At 65.3% G+C, this 19,118-nt stretch carries 16 protein-coding genes and 1 pseudogene; 12 read left to right on the top strand and 5 right to left on the bottom strand.

Annotated elements, in window-relative coordinates; all coding sequences use genetic code 11:
* Positions 1 to 50 precede the first annotated feature (50 nt).
* Positions 51 to 1,010, top strand: coding sequence for a GSU2403 family nucleotidyltransferase fold protein (locus ACIGHN_RS12665; protein ID WP_396504629.1), 960 nt, complete (start codon positions 51 to 53; stop codon positions 1,008 to 1,010).
* Here ACIGHN_RS12665 and ACIGHN_RS12660 read toward each other — a convergent pair.
* Positions 1,007 to 2,866 (bottom strand): AMP-dependent synthetase/ligase, encoded by a 1,860-nt coding sequence (locus tag ACIGHN_RS12660; protein WP_396504628.1) that lies wholly within the window; start codon positions 2,864 to 2,866, stop codon positions 1,007 to 1,009. The genes ACIGHN_RS12665 and ACIGHN_RS12660 overlap by 4 nt on opposite strands.
* 444 nt (positions 2,867 to 3,310) lie before the next feature.
* On the opposite strand from ACIGHN_RS12660, the gene ACIGHN_RS12655 reads away from it, so the two are divergent.
* Positions 3,311 to 4,474: a diguanylate cyclase gene (locus ACIGHN_RS12655; RefSeq protein WP_056166036.1), complete on the top strand. Its 1,164-nt coding sequence runs from the start codon at positions 3,311 to 3,313 to the stop codon at positions 4,472 to 4,474.
* 57 nt (positions 4,475 to 4,531) lie between these two features.
* On the opposite strand, the gene ACIGHN_RS12650 is transcribed toward ACIGHN_RS12655, so the two are convergent.
* A complete protein-coding gene (locus tag ACIGHN_RS12650) occupies positions 4,532 to 5,167 on the bottom strand; it encodes a GntR family transcriptional regulator (RefSeq protein WP_056166040.1) in 636 nt (211 codons plus the stop codon).
* Between the two features lie 145 nt (positions 5,168 to 5,312).
* On the opposite strand from ACIGHN_RS12650, the gene scpA reads away from it, so the two are divergent.
* A complete protein-coding gene (scpA, locus tag ACIGHN_RS12645; protein ID WP_396504627.1) occupies positions 5,313 to 7,499 on the top strand; it encodes a methylmalonyl-CoA mutase in 2,187 nt (728 codons plus the stop codon).
* Here the strand turns inward: scpA and ACIGHN_RS12640 are convergent.
* On the bottom strand, positions 7,424 to 7,774 hold the full coding sequence (locus ACIGHN_RS12640) for a hypothetical protein (protein ID WP_396504626.1): 351 nt from the start codon (positions 7,772 to 7,774) through the stop codon (positions 7,424 to 7,426). The two genes, scpA and ACIGHN_RS12640, sit on opposite strands and share 76 nt — an antisense overlap.
* A gap of 6 nt (positions 7,775 to 7,780) precedes the next feature.
* Between ACIGHN_RS12640 and ACIGHN_RS12635 the strand changes: the two are divergent.
* From ACIGHN_RS12635 to ACIGHN_RS12600, 8 genes and pseudogenes are all read left to right on the top strand, one after another.
* Positions 7,781 to 7,990: pseudogene (locus tag ACIGHN_RS12635) on the top strand (GIY-YIG nuclease family protein); the annotation flags it as partial.
* 198 nt (positions 7,991 to 8,188) lie between these two features.
* Positions 8,189 to 9,208: a methylmalonyl Co-A mutase-associated GTPase MeaB gene (gene meaB, locus ACIGHN_RS12630; protein ID WP_396504818.1), complete on the top strand. Its 1,020-nt coding sequence runs from the start codon at positions 8,189 to 8,191 to the stop codon at positions 9,206 to 9,208.
* Between the two features lie 52 nt (positions 9,209 to 9,260).
* Complete coding sequence (locus ACIGHN_RS12625) at positions 9,261 to 10,793, top strand: acyl-CoA carboxylase subunit beta (RefSeq protein WP_056412213.1); 1,533 nt, start codon at positions 9,261 to 9,263, stop codon at positions 10,791 to 10,793.
* 24 nt (positions 10,794 to 10,817) lie between these two features.
* Positions 10,818 to 11,279: a PH domain-containing protein gene (locus ACIGHN_RS12620; RefSeq protein ID WP_056166051.1), complete on the top strand. Its 462-nt coding sequence runs from the start codon at positions 10,818 to 10,820 to the stop codon at positions 11,277 to 11,279.
* Between the two features lie 21 nt (positions 11,280 to 11,300).
* Entirely contained in the window at positions 11,301 to 13,349 is a 2,049-nt protein-coding gene (locus ACIGHN_RS12615) for an acetyl-CoA carboxylase biotin carboxylase subunit (RefSeq protein ID WP_396504625.1), read from the top strand.
* A gap of 95 nt (positions 13,350 to 13,444) precedes the next feature.
* Positions 13,445 to 14,203 carry a YdcF family protein gene (locus ACIGHN_RS12610; RefSeq protein WP_396504624.1) on the top strand — a complete coding sequence of 253 codons (759 nt, stop codon included), beginning with the start codon at positions 13,445 to 13,447 and terminating at the stop codon, positions 14,201 to 14,203.
* A gap of 37 nt (positions 14,204 to 14,240) precedes the next feature.
* Positions 14,241 to 14,711, top strand: coding sequence for a VOC family protein (locus ACIGHN_RS12605; protein WP_056412207.1), 471 nt, complete (start codon positions 14,241 to 14,243; stop codon positions 14,709 to 14,711).
* Positions 14,712 to 14,799: 88 nt separating this feature from the next.
* Entirely contained in the window at positions 14,800 to 15,156 is a 357-nt protein-coding gene (locus tag ACIGHN_RS12600) for a hypothetical protein (RefSeq protein ID WP_396504623.1), read from the top strand.
* A gap of 80 nt (positions 15,157 to 15,236) precedes the next feature.
* Here the strand turns inward: ACIGHN_RS12600 and ACIGHN_RS12595 are convergent, their stop codons facing one another.
* The gene (locus ACIGHN_RS12595) at positions 15,237 to 15,680 is read right to left on the bottom strand and encodes a hypothetical protein (RefSeq protein WP_396504622.1); all 444 of its coding nucleotides are present in this window, start codon (positions 15,678 to 15,680) and stop codon (positions 15,237 to 15,239) included.
* A gap of 457 nt (positions 15,681 to 16,137) precedes the next feature.
* Here ACIGHN_RS12595 and bioB point away from each other — a divergent pair, with 457 nt between their 5' ends.
* The gene (bioB, locus tag ACIGHN_RS12590; RefSeq protein ID WP_396504621.1) at positions 16,138 to 17,202 is read left to right on the top strand and encodes a biotin synthase BioB; all 1,065 of its coding nucleotides are present in this window, start codon (positions 16,138 to 16,140) and stop codon (positions 17,200 to 17,202) included.
* A gap of 75 nt (positions 17,203 to 17,277) precedes the next feature.
* On the opposite strand, the gene ACIGHN_RS12585 is transcribed toward bioB, so the two are convergent.
* Positions 17,278 to 18,975, bottom strand: a complete 1,698-nt coding sequence (locus tag ACIGHN_RS12585) for a histidine kinase famiy protein (protein ID WP_396504620.1) — start codon at positions 18,973 to 18,975, stop codon at positions 17,278 to 17,280.
* Between the last annotated feature and the right edge of the window lie 143 nt (positions 18,976 to 19,118).

Below are 19,118 nucleotides of genomic sequence, written 5' to 3'. Positions count from 1 at the left end.
GATTTAATTGGGAATTCGGTATATTTTTGTGTTTTTGAAATTTATACCGAATGCGCGAAATCCGTCCTAACGTCGCCCGTCAGTACATCGATGCGGTTTCCGTGTTCGAAGCCTGGGAAGAGGCCGAGCGTGAAGCATCGCAAGTGCGTGGCGGCATGTACTGGCACAAGGGGCCGCCAGCGGCTCCGGAGGCTGTCTACCTGGTGCGAACCAGCCCCAAGGGCGCGGAAAAAAGCCTGGGGCCCAAAACACCCGAGACAGAGCGCGCCTATGCCCGCTTTCTGGAGCGCAAACAGCTGGCGCAAGACCGCCTGACCGCGCTGGCAGAAAAGCGCAAGGAGCACGAGCGCATGAATCGCGCTCTGCGGGTGGGCCGCGTGGACCCTATCGTGGTCAAGGTGCTCGACCGCATGGCTTCATCGGGGCTGAGCGAGTTCTTTCGGGTGGTGGGAACCCACGCCCTGTATGCCTACGAAGCGACTGCCGGCGTGGTCGTCGACGACGATGCAGTGGCGACCCGAGACATAGATCTGCTGTGGGATGTGCGCAGGCGACTGCACTTTGCGACAGCCCTGGCGCGCGTGGACAGTTCGATGATCGGCCTGCTCCGAAAGGTGGACAAAACCTTTCGCCTCAAGGACCTGGACAAATACACCGCCGTCAACCAGGACGGCTTTGAAGTGGATATCTTGCGGCGTGAACAGCAGGGAGAAGATCCGCACCCCATCCGCATGAGCGACGATGAAGACGACTTCTGGGTGACCCAGGCCCGCAAGGCCCATGTGCTGATGGACGCGCCGCCGTTCAGCGCGGTGGTGGTTGCTTCCAGCGGAGCCATGGCTCGCATGAACACCCTGCATCCCCTGGCATTCGCGCGTTTCAAGCGATGGATGAGCGGGCAGGGCGATCGCGACCCGCTCAAGCGCCGACGCGATGCCCTGCAGGCCGAAGTGGTGGAGGCGATGGTGGCGCAATACCTGCCGCAATGGCAGGCCGGCGCTGCAGGCTAGCGCCCACCCGGCTTCTGGTACATCCCGTCAATCGCCTGCGCAAAATGCGCCATCAGGTTGTTGCGCTTGAGCTTGAGCGTGGGTGTCATGAAGGTGTTTTCGATCGTCCACGGCTCCAGCGTGCAGTGCACGGCGCGTGGCACGGCGTAGCGGGCAAAGCTGGCCGTGTTCTTCTCGATGCGGGCCAGCACCGCGCGGTGCACGCTCGGGTGGTTCAGGCTGTCGGCATCTTGCGCAGACAGGCCCAGGTCAGCCGCCAGCCGCTGCCATTCACCCGCATTGAGCACCGCCACGCAGGCGATGAACGGGCGGTTTTCGCCCACGACAAAGGCCTGCTCCAGCAGCGGGTCGGCCAGCAGGGCCAGTTCCAGGTCGCCGGGTGGCACCTTTTCGCCGGTGGAGGTGACGATGATCTCCTTGATGCGGCCCTTGATGTAAATGCGACCGCCCACGATGTCGGCCTGGTCGCCCGTGCCCAGCCAGCCGTCGGCGCTCAGGATGCGGGCGGTGTCTTCGGGCCGCTTCCAGTAGCCCTTCATCACGATGGGGCCGCGCACCTGCAACTCGCGGTTCTCGCCGATGCGCACCTCCACGCCCGGCAGGGCCTTGCCCACGCAGGCCGGGTCGTTGTCATCCAGCGAGTTCACCGACACCACGGGCGCGGTCTCGGTCATGCCGTAGCCCTGGATGAGCGGCAGGCCCAGGCCCAGAAAGCACTTGGCAATGGTGGGCGACAGCGGTGCGCCGCCGCTCACGGCCACGCGCACGCGCCCGCCGAATTGCGCGAGCAGCGGCTTGGCCACCAACATCTGCAGCAGCGGCCAGGGCAGGGCGGCCATCCAGCCGGCGGCCCGGCCCTCGTCGGCCGCCGGCGCGGCCAGGGCCTGCGTGGCGCAAAACTGCGTCCAGCCCTTGTGCTGGGCGGCCTCGTACAGCTGCATCTTCCAGGGCGATGGCGACAGCTTTTCGAGCAGCTTGGCGTGGATGCGCTCGTAGATGCGCGGCACCGACACCAGCACCGTGGGGCGCACGGTCTTGAGGTCTTCGCCCAACTGCCCCACCGACCGCGAATAGGCCACGCAGCTGCCTGCGGCAATCGGCAGGTAGTAGCCGCCCGTGCGTTCGAAGGTGTGCGACAGCGGAAGGAACGACAAAAACACATCGTCCACCGTGGGCGCGATGCGCTCGAGCACGGCTTTCACGTCGCTCACCACATTGCGGTGGGTCAGCATCACGCCCTTGGGCTTGCCGGTGGTGCCAGAGGTGTAGACGATGGCGGCCAGGTCGTCTTCGGTAGGGGGCGTCCATGCGGCGGGCGCGGCGGCCTGTTGCGCACCGGCCAGCCACTGCGCCAGCGACCCGACGATGGGCCCGCCCTGGGTGGGTGGCAGGGCCGCGATGGCCGCGGCGTCGTCGTCGGCAATGACCACGGCCCGCAGTGCCGGAAACGGCGTACCCACGGCCTGCACCTTGGCCCACTGCTCGGCCTGGCCCACGATCAGCATCGAGGCTTCGCAGTCCGACAGGATGTAGGCAATGCTGCCGGGGTTGTCGATGGCGTGCAGCGGCACAGGTACGCCGCCCGTGGCCAGCGTGGACTGGTCTGCGCACATGGCGTTCAGGCCGTTGGGCAGCAGGATGGCCACGCGCGCAGCCGGGGGCAACTGCATGGCCGCCAGGGCGTGGGCCCACTGGTCGACGCGCTGGGCGGTGTCTGACCACGACAGGCTGGTCCAGGTCTGGGTGGGGTTGTCGAAGGCGCGGTAGGCCTCTGCGTCGGGAGTGCGCGCTGCGCGGTAGGCCAGAAGCTGCGGCAGCGTCTGGACGCTGGCGATATCGGAAGGAATGGAAACCATGGAACCTGCGGTGAAGGCGGCGCACGTCAAAAACGCACCGCCTCGGTGAAAACCCGCGGGATCATACCCACCACACCCGGGTAAAACGCCTTTGCCGACCGCTCTTGTGTTGCAAATGGTGCGTTCCGATTCTCGGAATGATCGGCCGGGCTGACCGCAGCATGGTGTGCCGCCGCACAGGGCCAGAGCTACTAAACCAGTGGCTCCGTGCAAGCGTGCTAAGACGCGGGCAGACGTGCGTCTGGTCACACTCATGCCGCTCCGCCGTGTGGCGGCATAGCCCTCGGGCCCCTGGGACACGCGCCAATGCCTGTGGTGGCCTGGGCCTGGGTCGGCCACAATGCCCCACCTTGGGCGCCACCGCCACCGGGCCGCCACGACGTTGACCGCCCGCCCATTGGTATCCGACGCCACAGCACCCTGCCCACATCCCCCGTCATCGCCATGGATCCCGTCACCATCTTCATTGTTGTCATGCTGATGATGCTGGCCAACGGGTGGGTGCTGGGCCTGATGCGCAAGGACTTTCCCGCGGCGCTGCGCCCGTGTACCGAGACCTGGCGCACCGCAACGCTGCTGCTGGCGGGCAGCGCTGTGCTGTACGCGTTCCAGTACCAGATGCCGCTGGGCTTGGCGTCGCCACTGGCCAACGGCCTGGTCATGCTGGGCTGCACGGGCTACCTGCGCGCACTGCGCCAGTTCTACGGCTTGCCCGACCCACGCTGGCTTTTTGCCCCGGCGCTGGTCGGGTTCATCGGCATCCTGTGGTTTGCCGTGGTTGCGCCCGACACCCGGATGCGCGTGTTCATCCTGTCGGCCTGCTGCACCTTCCTGCTGCTCGCAAGCTTCATGCTGCTGGTCTCGCAGAAGGCGCCCGATGGCGTGCACAGCCGCCGCGTGGTGGCCGGCCTGTTCGCCCTGGTGGCGGGGTTCATGGTGTTCCGGGCGGCGTATTTCGTGGGGCGCGGCGTCAGCCCGTCGTTCGACATCACCGGCGACGGGGCCTGGATCAACATCGCCAGCCCCATGGTCACGGCGCTGCTGCCCGTGGTGGGCACCACGGCCTTCTTGATGATGTGCTCCGAACGCATCGGCCGGCAATGGGAACTGGCGGCGTCCACCGACTACCTGACCGGCCTGCCCAACCGGCGCACGCTGGTCACGGTGGGAGAGCGGCGGTTTGCCGAGCGGCAGCACCCGCAGGGGCGCAGCCTGGCGCTGGCTGTGATCGACATCGACCACTTCAAGCAAGTGAATGACCGCCATGGCCACGAGGTGGGCGACGTGGCGTTGCGCCATGTGGCCGAGCACCTGCGCGCCGCGTGCCGCGGCAGCGACCTGGCGGCGCGCCATGGCGGCGAGGAGTTCGTGGTGCTGTGGGATGGGCTGGACGCTGCCGCCGCGCTGACCGCTGGCGAGCGTCTGCGTGCGCTGGTGGCCCGGGAGCCGCTGCATGCGAGCGGCGCGCTGATCCCGATGACCGTGTCGATGGGCGTGGCCGCTGCGGGCGAGGGCGACCGCAGCTTCAGCGACTTGCTGCGCCGCGCGGACGAGGCGCTTTACATCGCCAAGGCCGCGGGGCGCAATAGGGTGGAGATGGCGGGCTGATGCGCCGCGGCCCATAGCCGGGGTTGCATTGCCGGCGGGGCAGGAGGGTGGATCAATTCAGGTCGCGGCTTCCAGCCCGTGCGCAAAGTGGGCCTGCATGGCCTTCATGGTCGCCTTGGCATCGCGGGCCACCATGGCGGCCAGGATGGCGCGGTGCTCGTTCAGCGAATCCTCGATACGCCCTTGCTTGAACAGCGAGTTGTGGCGGTTGAGCTTCATCACCTTGCGCAGGTCGGCCACCATCTGGCTGCGCCAGCGGTTGTCGGCCAGCTCCAGCAGCAGCATGTGAAAACGCTCGTTGACGGCAAAGAAGCGCTCGCGCTCGGTGGCGGCGGCCTCCAGCTCGGCGTGCAGGTCCTGCAGTGCCTGCAGTTGCGCCGGGTCGGCACTGGTGGCCACCACGCCGGCGGCATCGCTCTCCAGCAGGCTCAGCAGGTGGTACACGTCGCGCAGATCCTTCTCGCTCATCTCGGTCACATAGGCGCCACGGCGCACCTTCATCGTGACCAGGCCCTCGGCGGCCAGCACCTTCAATGCCTCGCGCAGGGGGGTGCGGCTGATGCCGAACTCCTCGGCGATCTTGAGCTCGTCGATCCAGCTGCCGGGCTCCAGCTCGCGCCGGAAGATGCGCTGGCGCAGTTGCTCAGCAACTTCTTCATAGAGGGCGCGGGGCGTGAGGGTGACAGCGGACATGGGCAGATTGTAAGCCGGGCAGAATATTTTGAATCAATAATTATGAATGATGTAAACTCGCCGCCACATCGGGGGAGGCTCCCGGCGCAGCTTGCAGCGCATAGCCCGCCCCCAGCCCACTGCCATCTTCGGAGACCGCTTCGCCATGAGTGACACGCCCCACAACGCACCGTCCGCAACGCCGACGCCCGAGTTTGCACCCGCGTCGCTGCAGGCCTGGGCCAAGGCCGCAGCCAAGTCCGCCCCTGGTGGCAATGTCGAAGCGCTCAACTGGGTGACGCCCGACGGCATCACCGTCAAGCCGCTGTACACCGCCGAAGACACCGCAGGCCTGCCGTACGCCAACACGCTGCCGGGCTTCGAGCCCTACCTGCGCGGCCCGCAGGCCACCATGTACGCCGTGCGCCCGTGGACCATCCGCCAGTACGCGGGCTTTTCCACCGCCGAGGAATCGAACGCCTTCTACCGCAAGGCGTTGGCCGCAGGCGGGCAGGGTGTGAGCGTGGCGTTCGACTTGGCCACCCACCGCGGCTACGACAGCGACCACCCCCGCGTGACGGGCGACGTGGGCAAGGCCGGCGTGGCCATCGATTCGGTGGAGGACATGAAGATCCTGTTCGACCAGATCCCGCTGGACAAGGTCAGCGTCTCCATGACCATGAACGGCGCCGTGCTGCCCGTGCTGGCGGGCTACGTGGTGGCGGCGGAAGAGCAGGGCGTGTCGCAAGACCGGCTCTCGGGAACCATTCAGAACGACATTCTGAAAGAGTTCATGGTGCGCAACACCTACATCTACCCGCCCAAGCCGAGCATGCGCATCATTGGCGACATCATTGGCTACACGGCACGCAACATGCCCAAGTTCAACTCGATCTCGATCTCGGGTTACCACATGCAGGAGGCGGGCGCCAACCAGGCGCTGGAGCTGGCCTTCACCCTGGCCGACGGCAAGGAATACGTCAAGACGGCCATCGCCTCGGGCCTGGACGTGGACGAGTTCGCGGGGCGCCTGAGCTTCTTCTGGGCCATCGGCATGAACTTCTACCTGGAAGTCGCCAAGATGCGCGCCGCGCGCCTGCTGTGGTGCCGCATCATGAAGGAGACCGGTGCCAAGAACCCCAAGAGCCTGATGCTGCGTACGCACTGCCAGACCTCGGGCTGGTCGCTGACGGAGCAGGACCCGTACAACAACATCGTGCGTACCACCATCGAGGCCATGGCCGCCGTGTTTGGCGGCACGCAGAGCCTGCACACCAATGCGCTCGACGAGGCCATTGCGTTGCCCACCGAGTTCTCCTCGCGCATCGCGCGCAACACGCAGCTCATCATCCAGGAAGAGACGCACATCACCAACGTGGTCGACCCCTGGGCCGGCAGCTACATGATGGAAAAGCTCACCCAGGACATGATGGACGCCGCCTGGAAGATCATCGAAGAGGTCGAGGCCATGGGCGGCATGACCCAGGCCGTGGACAGCGGCTGGGCCAAGCTCAAGATCGAGGCCGCTGCGGCTGAAAAGCAGGCACGCATCGACAGCGGCAAGGACGTGATCGTCGGCGTCAACAAGTACAAGCTGGCCAAGGAAGACCCGGTCGACATCCTGCAGATCGACAACGTGAAGGTGCGCGACGGGCAGATCGAGCGCCTGAAAAACATCAGGGCCAGCCGCGACCCAGCGCTGGTCCAGCAAGCGCTGGATGCTCTCACTTCTGCAGCAGAAGACGGCAGCGGCAACCTGCTCGACCTGGCGATCAAGGCGGTGCGCCTGCGCGCCACGGTGGGCGAGGTGAGCGATGCGCTGGAGAAGGTCTTCGGCCGCCATCGTGCCGATACGCAAAAGGTGACCGGTGTGTACGCAGCCGCCTATGACTCGGCCGAAGGCTGGGACAAGCTCAAGGCTGAAATCAACGAATTTGCCGACACCGAGGGCCGCCGGCCCCGCGTCATGATCGCCAAGCTGGGCCAGGACGGCCACGACCGCGGCGCCAAGGTGGTGGCCACGGCCTTTGCCGACTTGGGCTTCGACGTGGACATGGGCCCGCTGTTCCAGACCCCCGAGGAGTGCGCGCGCCAGGCGATTGAAAACGACGTGCACGCCGTGGGCGTGAGCACGCTGGCTGCCGGCCACAAGACGCTGGTGCCCGCCATCATCCAGTCGCTCAAGGACCAGGGCGCCGACGACATCATCGTGTTCGTGGGCGGGGTGATCCCGGCGCAGGACTATGAGCATTTGTACGAAGCGGGCGTGAAGGGCATTTACGGCCCCGGCACGCCCATCCCGGCGAGCGCCAAGGATGTGCTGGAGCAGATCCGCAAGGCGGTGGCGGCGTGACGAGTCAGCTCTCGGTCACCCCATCCGTTCGGGCTGAGCCTGTCGAAGCCGGGGCCGGAACCCGTGACGGCCTTCGACAAGCTCAGGCTGAACGGTTTGGGATTCATCAGGCTGAGCGCACCCTTGACCACGGTGGGTTCCTGTCCGTTCGGGCTGAGCTCGTCGAAGCCAGGGCGCAGACCTTTGATGGCCTTCGACAGGCTCAGGCTGAACGGCTTTGGGTGGCTGGGACTGAACGCCGTGGCGGGGTGCGAACGTCCGGTCTGGTCAATCACTGAAGCATGCGCCCCTTCTACGTCTACATCCTTCGTTGTGCCGACGGGTCTTATTACGTGGGCCACACCGATGACATGGATCTGCGCATGCAGCAGCATGCCAATGGAGACATCGGCTACACGTCGCTGCGAAAGCCTGTGGAGCTTGTCTGGCAGGGCGAGTTTGAAACCCGTGAGGGCGCCATTGCGTTTGAGCAGCAGGTCAAAGGCTGGTCTCGGGCCAAGAAGGAAGCGCTGATGGCGGGTGATTGGGAGCGTGTGCAGGTGCTGGCAAGCTCACGCGGCAAGGTTGCGGATGTCTCCCGGCTTCGGCAAGCTCAGCCCGAACGGTTGAAGGGACGCACGCCCACAGCCGCGGGCGCCTGCACACCCCCAACCGTTCAGCCTGAGCCTGTCGAAGGCCGGCCCAAACCATTGCACTCACTGCTCGATGGAATCACCGGCCCCGCCGGCCCTATCCAGCGCCGCGCCATGTCCAAGGCCATCACGCTGCTCGAATCCACCCGCGCCGACCACCGCGCGCAGGCGGACGAGCTGCTCACCGCGCTGCTGCCCCACACCGGCCAGGCCTTTCGCCTGGGCATCAGCGGCGTACCCGGCGTCGGCAAGTCCACCTTCATCGAGGCCCTCGGCCTGTACCTCATCGGCCTGGGCCACCGCGTGGCCGTGCTCACCATCGACCCGTCCAGCACGGTGTCGGGCGGCTCCATCCTGGGCGACAAGACGCGCATGGAGCACCTGTCGGTGCACGACAAGGCCTACATCCGCCCCAGCCCATCGAGCGGCACCCTGGGCGGCGTGGCAGAGAAGACCCGCGAGGCCATGCTGGTCTGCGAGGCCGGGGGCTACGACGTCGTCATCGTCGAGACCGTGGGCGTGGGCCAGAGCGAGATCGCCGTGGCGGGCATGACGGACATGTTCGTGCTCATGCAGTTGCCCAACGCCGGCGACGACCTGCAAGCGATCAAGAAGGGCGTGATGGAGATCGCCGACCTGGTGGTCATCAACAAGGCGGACATCGACAAGAACGCCGCCACGCGGGCCGAGGCGCAGATCACCTCCAGCCTGCGCCTGCTCGGCATGCACGGCAACCCCGACCACGCGACGCACGGCGCGCTGTGGCAACCCCGCGTGCTGCAGATCAGCGCTTTGCTCGGGCAGGGGGTGGATGCCTTCTGGACCACCGTGGCGCTGTTCCGCGACATGCAATCGACCAACGGCCGCCTGGCAGCGCGGCGCGAAAAACAATCGCTCGCCTGGATGTGGGAGCGCATCGACGCGGGCCTCAAGCTCGCGTTCCGCCAGCACCCCGCCGTGCAAGAGCTGCTGCCCCAGATGCGGGCCGATGTGATCGCAGGGCGCATCGCTGCGTCCACTGCGGCCAGAAATTTGCTGCTTGCGCAATCCCCGCAAGCGCCACCAGCTATCAAATAAGTAGCAAACAGCTCCCCTGACCATTTCACCGAAATTTCATCAAAGGACGACCATGCAAGACATCCTGGATCAACTGGAGAAAAAGCGCGCCCAGGCACGCCTGGGTGGCGGGCAAAAGCGCATCGACGCGCAGCACGCCAAGGGCAAGCTCACCGCGCGCGAACGCATCGAGCTGCTGATGGACGACGGCACCTTCGAAGAATGGGACATGTTCGTCGAGCACCGCTGCACCGACTTCGGCATGGAAGACTCGCGTGTTCCGGGCGACGGCGTGGTCACCGGCTACGGCATGATCAACGGGCGCCTGGCGTTCGTCTTCAGCCAGGACTTCACCGTGTTCGGCGGTGCCTTGTCTGAAACCCATGCCGAGAAGATCTGCAAGGTGATGGACCAGGCCATGAAGGTCGGCGCGCCGGTCATCGGGCTGAACGACTCCGGTGGCGCGCGCATCCAGGAAGGCGTGGCCAGCCTGGGCGGCTATGCCGACGTGTTCCAGAAGAACGTGCTGGCCAGCGGCGTGATCCCGCAGATCAGCATGATCATGGGCCCCTGCGCCGGCGGCGCCGTGTACTCCCCGGCCATGACGGACTTCATCTTCATGGTCAAGGACAGCTCGTACATGTTCGTCACCGGCCCCGAGGTGGTCAAGACCGTGACGCACGAAGAAGTCACGGCCGAGGAACTGGGCGGCGCCAGCACCCACACCACCAAGAGCGGCGTGGCTGACATGGCCTTCGAGAACGACGTGGAGGCGCTGATGATGCTGCGCCGCCTGTACAACTACCTGCCGCTGAACAACCGCGAAAAGCCGCCCGTGCGCCCGAGCAACGACCCGGCCGACCGCATGGACCGCAGCCTCGACACGCTGGTGCCCGAAAACGCCAACAAGCCCTACGACATGAAGGAGCTGATCACCAAGGTGGTGGACGACGGCGACTTCTTCGAGCTGCAGCCCGACTATGCCAAGAACATCGTCATCGGCCTGGCCCGCATGGAAGGCCAGACCGTGGGCATCGTGGCCAACCAGCCCCTGGTGCTGGCCGGCTGCCTGGACATCAAGTCCAGCATCAAGGCCGCGCGCTTCGTGCGCTTTTGCGACGCGTTCAACATCCCGGTGGTCACCTTTGTCGACGTGCCCGGCTTCATGCCCGGCACCAGCCAGGAATATGGCGGCATCATCAAGCACGGCGCCAAGCTGCTGTACGCGTACGCCGAGTGCACCGTGCCCAAGATCACCGTCATCACCCGCAAGGCCTACGGCGGTGCGTACGACGTGATGAGCTCCAAGCACCTGCGCGGCGACGTGAACCTGGCCTGGCCGCAGGCCGAAATCGCGGTGATGGGCGCCAAGGGCGCGGTGGAGATCATCTTCCGCGAAGACAAGAACGACCCCGTCAAGCTGGCCGCCCGCGAGTCGGAATACAAGGAACGCTTTGCCAACCCGTTCGTGGCGGGTGCGCGGGGCTTTATCGACGACGTGATCCTGCCGCACGAGACGCGCAAGCGCATCTGCCGTTCACTGGTCATGCTGCGCGACAAGAAGCTCGAGAACCCGTGGCGCAAGCACGGGAACATCCCGTTGTAAACGCTGGCCTCCACAAGTCAGGCCATGGCCCAGTCCCGCGCATTCTTCACTTCCCGGGTGGACTCCTGGCTACTGGCCATCGGTCCGCTGGCGGGCCTGTTTGCCATCACCTCGGTGGCGGTGACGGTGGTGCCGCTGGCGTTCAATGCCGGGGTGTTGCACGACAAGACAATGCTGAGCCTGATCGCCGTGGTGTTTGCTCTGACGCTGGTGTTGCCCCTGTGGTTGCTGCTGGACACCAGCTACACCTTGACCGCGGAGGAACTGCTGGTTCGCAGTGGCCCCTTGCGCTGGCGCATTGCGCTCGGCGACGTGCGCGAGGTGTTGCCGTCCCGCAGCTGGGCGTCTTCGCCCGCGCTGTCGCTGGACCGACTTCGCATCCGCTACGGCCAAGGCCGCAGCATTCTGATATCGCCGCGCGAGAAGCAACGCTTTATCGATGCTCTGCGCGAGCGCTGCCCATCTGTACTAGTTACTGGTTTTTGAATTTCTTTTGAGGAACTCGTCATGTTCACAAAAATCCTGATTGCGAATCGGGGCGAAATAGCGTGTAGGGTCATCGCCACGGCCAAGAAAATGGGCATCGCCACCGTCGCCGTCTACTCCGACGCCGACCGCGAGGCCCGCCACGTCAAGCTGGCCGACGAGGCCGTGCACATCGGCGCCGCACCCAGCCGCGAGTCGTACCTGCTGGCCGACAAGATCATCGCGGCCGCCAAAGAGACCGGCGCCCAGGCCATCCACCCGGGCTACGGCTTTCTGTCGGAGAACGAGGCCTTTGCCAAACGCTGCGAGGACGAAGGCATTGCCTTCATCGGCCCCAAGGCGCATTCGATCGCGGCCATGGGCGACAAGATTGCGTCCAAGAAGCTGGCCAACGAGGCCCAGGTCAACACCATCCCCGGCTACAACGACGCCATTGCTGGCCCCGAGCAGGCGGTGGAGATCGCCAAGGGCATCGGCTACCCCGTGATGATCAAGGCGTCGGCCGGCGGCGGCGGCAAGGGCCTGCGCGTGGCTTTCAACGACAAGGAAGCGTTCGAAGGCTTCACCAGCTGCCAGAACGAGGCCCGCAACAGCTTTGGCGATGACCGCATCTTCATCGAGAAGTTCGTGCAGGAGCCGCGCCACATCGAGATCCAGGTGCTTGGCGACAGCCACGGCAACGTGATCTACCTGAACGAGCGCGAATGCTCCATCCAGCGCCGCCACCAGAAGGTGATCGAAGAGGCACCATCGCCTTTCATCTCTGATGCCACGCGCAAGGCCATGGGCGAGCAGGCGGTGCAGTTGGCCAAGGCGGTCAAGTACCAGTCGGCCGGCACGGTGGAGTTCGTGGTCGGCAAGGACCAGGACTTCTACTTCCTCGAGATGAACACGCGCCTGCAGGTGGAGCACCCGGTGACGGAATGCATCACCGGCCTGGACCTGGTGGAGCTGATGATCCGCGTGGCTGCGGGTGAAAAACTGCCGTTGACCCAGGCCGACGTGAAACGCGACGGCTGGGCCATCGAGTGCCGCATCAACGCCGAAGACCCGTTCCGCAACTTCTTGCCTTCCACCGGCCGCCTGGTGCGCTTTCAGCCGCCCGAGGAGACCATGTTCCAGGGCGACACCGACAAGAAGCTCGGTGTGCGTGTGGACACGGGCGTGTACGAAGGCGGCGAGATCCCGATGTACTACGACTCGATGATCGCCAAGCTCATCGTGCACGGCACCGACCGCAACCACGCCATTGCCAAGATGCGCGCGGCGCTCAATGGCTTCGTGATCCGCGGCATCAGCAGCAACATCCCCTTTCAGGCCGCCCTGCTGGCCCACCCGAAATTCGTGACCGGCGAGTTCAACACCGGCTTCATCGCAGAGCACTACGGCAAGGGCTTTCATGCCGAAGACGTGCCGCACGAAGACCCGCTGTTCCTGGTGGCGCTGGCTGCGTTCATGAACCGCCGCTACCGCGCGCGGGCATCCGGCATCAGCGGGCAACTGGCGGGGCACGAGGTCAAGGTGGGCGAGCAGTTCGTGGTGGTGGTGATGGGTGCCGAGGGCCAGAACGAACACCACGCCGTGTCGGTGACCGATTTTCAGGACAAATCAGGCTCCAGCGTCGTGGCAGTGGGCGGCAGAAGCTATCAAATCAGTAGCGCCGCCACGCTGGGCCAGATCCGCGTGCAGGGCCAGTGCAACGGCGTGGGCTTCACCGCGCAGGTGGAGCGGGGCGCTGGCAAGAACCCGCTGGCGCTGCGCATTGTGCACAACGGCACGCAGATCGACGCCGTCGTGCTGTCGCCGCTGGGGGCACGCTTGCACCAGCTGATGCCTTTCAAGGCACCGCCGGATCTGTCCAAGTTTTTGCTGTCGCCCATGCCCGGCCTGCTGGTGGATGTGGCGGTGCAGCCCGGCCAGAAGGTACAGGCCGGCGAAAAGCTGGCGGTCATTGAAGCCATGAAGATGGAGAACATCCTGTTTGCCGCACAGGACGGAGTGGTGGGCAAGGTGATGGCCGGCAAGGGTGAGTCGCTGGCGGTGGACCAAGTCATTCTGGAGTTCGCTTGACCCAGGCGGCATCGTCAGCGCGGACTACTCTAGTCCTGCGCCCGGGGCGCCCCACCGGCTCCCAGCGCCGCTGGCCTTGGACGCGCGCAGCCAGCTTGTTGGCAGGTGGCGTGCTGCTGGCCGATGCGCTGGCGCTCATGGGCCAAGGCTTTTTCATGCTCGGCGTGACCTTGCCGGGCGTGCTGGGCCTGGCGCTGTGTGCACTGGCGCTGTTGTGGCACCGGGTGCAGGCATGGCTGTCCGGCAGGCGCTGGGGTCGGCTGGCGTGGCGCGCAGGCTGGCTGCTACTGGCCGTGTGGGTCATCAGCGTGGCAGTGTTCTGGGCCTGGCTCGCGCAGCAGGTGCGCCAGTTCGAGGGCGCTGCCCATGCTGCGCCCTTGAAGGCGATCGTGGTACTGGGCAGTGGCACACCCCGTGCACAGCCGTCGCCCGCGCTGCGCGCGCGCCTGGACAAGGCGCGCGAACTGGCGACCCTGCATCCGCAGGCGTGGGTGGTGGTGTCCGGGGGCGTGGACTTTGGCGAGACCCTGAGTGAAGGTCAGGTCATGGGCAACTACCTGCGCGAGCAGGGCATGGCGCCGGGCCGCATCCTGCAAGAAGAGCGCAGCACCAGCACCGAGCTGAACCTGCAGTACAGCCTGCCGCTGATGCAGGCGCAGGGCGTGGGCCTGGACTCGGCCCTGGCCGTGGTGACCAGCGACTTCCACACCGTGCGCGCCCAGCGCATCGCCCGCAAGATGGGCTTCACGCAGGCCATTCCGGTGGCTGCACCCACACCGCTCTACATCCGCTACAACGCCTGGCTGCGCGAGTATTTCGCCATGGCCAGCAGCTGGTTGCTGCGCGAGGTGTGACACGTTTTCACAAGATTGCAAAGAGGTAGACAGGCCCATGACCATTTCCACACGCCCCTTCAAAGTGCTGGGCATCCAGCAAGTCGCCATCGGCGGTACCGATAAGCAGCGCATGAAAACCCTGTGGGTGGACATGCTCGGCTTGGAACAGACCGGAACCTTCCAGAGCGAACGCGAGAACGTCGACGAAGACATCCTGGCGATGGGGCAGGGGCCCTGGAAGGTGGAGGTGGACATCATGCAGCCGCTGGACATCGACAAGAAGCCGGCAGTGCACACCACGCCGCTCAACCACATCGGCCTGTGGATCGACGACCTGCCCCAGGCGGTGGAGTGGCTCACCGCCCAGGGCGTGCGGTTTGCGCCGGGCGGGATTCGCAAGGGAGCGGCGGGCTACGACATCACCTTTTTGCACCCGAAGAGCAATGACGAGTTTCCGATTGCGGGCGAGGGTGTGCTCATCGAACTGGTGCAGGCACCCGCCGACGTGATCGCGGCCCTGGGCTGAACCATCCATGCAACCCATGGCGGTCAGATGCCCACCGCGATGGCGGCTGCCTGCGGGTACCGCCCGCGCCTTGGGCAGCGTGCGAAAGGTGAAAAACCTCCCCGGCCTGGTCGCCATTGCGCTGGCCGCGGCTGTTGCCAGCGCATCCGGTCTGGCGGTGGCTGCGGGCGGCTCGGGCACTTATCCGTTGGAATGGGCACACTCGGGCGAGGTGCTGGAATACCGGTCTTGCGGCTGCGCGGACAGCTGCTGGGTCGCCCGTGTGAAGAACGTCAGGACGCAGCAGACACTGGCGCAACTGCGGTGCGACTGCGAGAAAGCCTATGCGGTGGTGGGCGCCAGGGGGCGCGAACAGCTCTACGCCCCGAGCTGCAGTGCGTTTGAGGGCGACAACGACAAACCCCAGGCCATCCGCCAGGCATTGGAAGAGTTGGTGCGGCGCTGAGGCCGCAGTCCTGATGGGTGCGCTATGGACGGCGCATTCCGAGGGGCGCTCACTGCGCAGTTTTCGCGCGGCGCACGCAGTTACCTGGAAAGATCCTGCATTTTCTTCTCGTCCAGATGCTTGCCGAGACTTTCAAAACCGCGCGCCACTGCAGGATTGGTCATCATTGATCGCATCGCCACTTGCCCCAGCACCTGAAAACTCTGCTGCAGCGCTATGTTCCCTTCGTTCTTGAGGGCCTCCTTCGTCTGCTGGCGGCAGGTGACGGTGAGCAGTCTTTCCAGCAGCTTCGCCGCGTCCTGGTTCATGGCATCTCGCTGAGCTGACGTCACCGAGGCAATGGTCGCCAAATCGGGGTGCAGCGCAGTCGTTGCAAAGATCCAGCGTACGAGCATGGTGCGATCGGCATCGGTGGTGGAGGAGACAAGGCACTTGGCCATGTCGTCCGAGTAGATGCCCGCTTGGGACGGGAGGGCCGCAGCGAACAGCGCGAGGCTCAGGGTGGCAGCACGGATGAATTTCATGGGTTCGATCATAGCCACGGAGCCAGACCCACCGCGCCATCACAACCCAACGGTGAGCCGCCGGCTTGGATGCGATCACTCGGCAACTCCGTTCAATTTCAGCAGGTTCGTGGTACGTATCCGCGGCAGATCGCGTCAGAAGAGCGCACGTTACGCAGCGCCACGCGCATCAAGAAATTCCCTGCTTTCAACGCAGCGCAAATGCCGGGGATTTGCAGGCTACAGACGCCAACAGGATCTGTGAATTGGGCGGCGTTAGCGCACTCTCTGGGTTGGCACTTTTTGTGACCACAGGGGAATCATCCGCACCTTTTTCTCCTCCAGAATCCGCTCTCACTCGCAGCCCGATGGCCCGTCGACACCGTGGGCGTCAGGCTTGACCACTTTCTGCAGAAAAACCTGGGGTCACCCATGTGCCACAGGGTGTTCTGCGGACGTCTCGAAAGGAAACCACTCGATGTCTACCCTTGCCGCTACGCCGAAGTCGTCCTCGCACACCACGGTGCAGGTGCACCGTCGCACCCCGCCAGCCGCTCAGAAGGGCGCGTGGTCGCTCGAAGCCATCCAGGTGCTGCTCGACAAGCCGCTGATGGACCTGCTGTTCGAAGCGCAGACCGTGCACCGGCAGCATTGGCCCGCAGGCGATATCGAACTGGCCACGCTGCTGTCGGTCAAGACCGGCGGCTGCCCCGAAAACTGCGGCTATTGCCCGCAGGCGGCCGAGTTCGACACCGGCGTGAAGGCGCAAAAGCTCATGGAGGTGGACGAGGTGGTGCGCGCCGCCCAGGCTGCCAAGGATGCGGGCGCCACCCGTTTTTGCATGGGAGCGGCCTGGCGAGCGCCCAAGGACCGTGACATCGAGAAGATGAGCGAGCTGATCACGGCCGTGAAGGACCTGGGCCTGCAGACCTGCGCCACGCTGGGCATGCTGGAAGCCCACCAGGCGCACGCCCTGAAGGATGCCGGGCTCGACTACTACAACCACAACCTGGACACCGCACCCGAGTACTACACCGATGTCGTCAGCACCCGCGCCTACCAGGACCGGTTGGACACGCTGCAGAACGTGCGCGGCGCCGGCATCAGCGTGTGCTGCGGCGGCATTGTGGGGATGGGTGAAGCGCCCGTGCACCGTGCAGGCCTGATCGCGCAACTGGCCAACCTGAACCCGTACCCCGAGTCCGTGCCCATCAACAGCCTGGTGCGGGTGCCGGGCACGCCGCTGGCAGACAGCGAGCCCATCGACCCGCTGGACTTCGTGCGGATGATCGCCGTGGCGCGCATCACCATGCCCAAGGCGCGCGTGCGCCTGTCGGCGGGCCGCCAGCAGATGGGCGAGGCCGTGCAGGCGCTGTGCTTTCTGGCGGGTGCCAATTCCATCTTCTACGGCGACAAGCTGTTGGTCACCGGCAATCCGGACGTCGACGCCGACGTGCAGCTGCTGGCCAAGCTCGGACTCAACGGCCACCGCACCGCTGCGGCGCATGATGGGCATGGCGACCTCAATCAGTCACATTGCTGATTTTTGCCGGGCCGACGCGAGCGGCCTGCGCGCGTCGCCGAGTCTTGGCCGGCTGCTGCAGGTCGGCTGTTTCCTTTATTCCGTCGCCGGGCCGCCCTCGTTGGCCGGGCGCACTCTGGGCGCCTGTGACTTCACCCGCGCACCGGTGTGGCCGTCCAACGCCAGCCGCACGCGCCGGGCCAGGTCTTTCATGCCGTAGGGCTTCTTCAGGATGTCGAACTCGACACCCTCGATGTCGTCCGTCATGTTCCCGTCGCCGGCATACCCTGTGGTGAGCAGGATGGCGATCTGGGGGTGGCGCCTGCGCAGTTCGCGCGCCAGCATGAAGCCGTTCATGCCCCCTGGCATCAACACGTCCGAGAACACCATGTCCGGCCTGGTGTCGCTGCCGGGCTCTCCAATCCACGCCAGCGCAGTGGCGGCATCGGTCTCGATGTGGACGCTGTAGCCCAGGCTCTCCAGCATGGCGCCCGCCAGGTCGGCGACCTCTCGGCGGTCATCCACCACCAGGATTTTCTCGGAGCCGCCGCGCTCGGACGACTCGTCGTCGCGGCTTTCGCGGTAGCTGGAGGCCTGGGTGGTGGCCGGAAAGTACAGCCGTACCGTCGTTCCGATGCCGACTTCTGAATAAAGGTTGACCGTGCCACCGGACTGCTTGGCAAAGCCGTACACCATCGACAACCCCAGGCCCGTGCCCTTGCCTTCGGGCTTGGTGGTGAAGAAGGGGTTGACCACCTGCTTGATGAGCTCGGGCGGGATGCCTTCCCCCGTGTCGGTGATGGTCATCGACACGTAGGCTCCGGGCCGCAGGCCTCCGAACGCGGTCACGTCGGCCCCGGTGACCTGCACATTGGAGGTGGACACGGACACCTGGCCGCCGTGCGGCATCGCATCGCGCGCGTTGGTGATGATGTTGAGGATGGCCAGTTCAAGTTGCGTGGGGTCCACCTGGCAGTTGGCCAGGTCAGGCGCCAGGTCCATCTGCAGCGCGATGCCGCCGTCCACGGTGTCCTCGATCAGGCTGCGGATGTTTTCGGCCGCCGTATTCAGGTTGATGGGCCGGCCCTCCAGGCGCTGCTTGCGCGCGAAAGCGAGCAGTTGCTGCGTCAACGTCGAGGCTTTCTTGACAGCCGCCGCGGCGCTGTCGGCGCTTGCCAGCACTGCTTCGTCGCCTTTGTGGGTCTTCACACGGCGCTTGAGGATTTCCAGGTGGCCGGAGATCACCTGCAGCAGGTTGTTGAAGTCGTGCGATATGCCCCCCGTCAACTGCCCGAGGGCTTCCATCTTCTGCGCCTGGGCCAAGGCCTGCTCCGCGTCGCGGCGCCGGCTCACGTCCAGTTGCGATGCGAAGAAGTAGACGAGTTCCTTGTCCTTGTTGTAGACCGGCGATATGTACAGCGCATTCCAGAAGGAGGTGCCGTCCTTGCGGTAGTTCAGGATTTCCGTGGTGATCTCGGTGCGGTCCGCAATCGCTTGCCGCAGCGATGCCACCGTGGTGCGGTCGGTGCCGGGGCCCTGGAGAAAACGGCAGTTGGAGCCCACGATTTCTTCGCGCGAGTAGCCGCTCATCGACAGGAATGCGCGGTTGGCGAACACGATGGGGTTGTCGGGTTGCCGGGGGTCCGTCACGAGCATGGGCATGCGCGTGGTTTCGATGGCAGTGAAAAAGATGTCGCTGGAGTGGTCAGTGATGGTGTTCACATTCGACCCTATCAGCGACACCTCGGGCGCTGTGGATCCAGTGATGGGCGGCTTTTCTGGTTCGGAGCTCATGCGGTATTGGACCGAAAAAGGAATGGGCGGTTGTGCAGGACAAGTGCTTGAGACACACGATGCCGTGAGGGGGAGAGCGGATCACATGGCGACGGCGATGGTGACAGGAGTTCGGTGTTTTCAAGCGCATTCAGGCGTAGGAC

It is taken from the genome of Acidovorax sp. NPDC077693, assembly GCF_044542805.1.
Taxonomy (GTDB): domain Bacteria; phylum Pseudomonadota; class Gammaproteobacteria; order Burkholderiales; family Burkholderiaceae_C; genus Acidovorax.
The sequence above is the reverse complement of the archived record's forward strand: the minus strand, read 5'-3'. Positions and strand labels throughout refer to the sequence as shown.

Excerpts from the sequence above, each read along its gene's own strand:
- ACIGHN_RS12665 (WP_396504629.1), top strand. The coding sequence starts at position 51 with ATGCGCGAAATCCGTCCTAACGTCGCCCGTCAGTACATCGATGCGGTT.
- ACIGHN_RS12660 (WP_396504628.1), bottom strand. The coding sequence starts at position 2,866 with ATGGTTTCCATTCCTTCCGATATCGCCAGCGTCCAGACGCTGCCGCAG.
- ACIGHN_RS12655 (WP_056166036.1), top strand. The coding sequence starts at position 3,311 with ATGGATCCCGTCACCATCTTCATTGTTGTCATGCTGATGATGCTGGCC.
- ACIGHN_RS12650 (WP_056166040.1), bottom strand. The coding sequence starts at position 5,167 with ATGTCCGCTGTCACCCTCACGCCCCGCGCCCTCTATGAAGAAGTTGCT.
- scpA (WP_396504627.1), top strand. The coding sequence starts at position 5,313 with ATGAGTGACACGCCCCACAACGCACCGTCCGCAACGCCGACGCCCGAG.
- ACIGHN_RS12625 (WP_056412213.1), top strand. The coding sequence starts at position 9,261 with ATGCAAGACATCCTGGATCAACTGGAGAAAAAGCGCGCCCAGGCACGC.
- ACIGHN_RS12620 (WP_056166051.1), top strand. The coding sequence starts at position 10,818 with ATGGCCCAGTCCCGCGCATTCTTCACTTCCCGGGTGGACTCCTGGCTA.
- ACIGHN_RS12615 (WP_396504625.1), top strand. The coding sequence starts at position 11,301 with ATGTTCACAAAAATCCTGATTGCGAATCGGGGCGAAATAGCGTGTAGG.
- ACIGHN_RS12605 (WP_056412207.1), top strand. The coding sequence starts at position 14,241 with ATGACCATTTCCACACGCCCCTTCAAAGTGCTGGGCATCCAGCAAGTC.
- ACIGHN_RS12595 (WP_396504622.1), bottom strand. The coding sequence starts at position 15,680 with ATGAAATTCATCCGTGCTGCCACCCTGAGCCTCGCGCTGTTCGCTGCG.
- bioB (WP_396504621.1), top strand. The coding sequence starts at position 16,138 with ATGTCTACCCTTGCCGCTACGCCGAAGTCGTCCTCGCACACCACGGTG.
- ACIGHN_RS12585 (WP_396504620.1), bottom strand. The coding sequence starts at position 18,975 with ATGAGCTCCGAACCAGAAAAGCCGCCCATCACTGGATCCACAGCGCCC.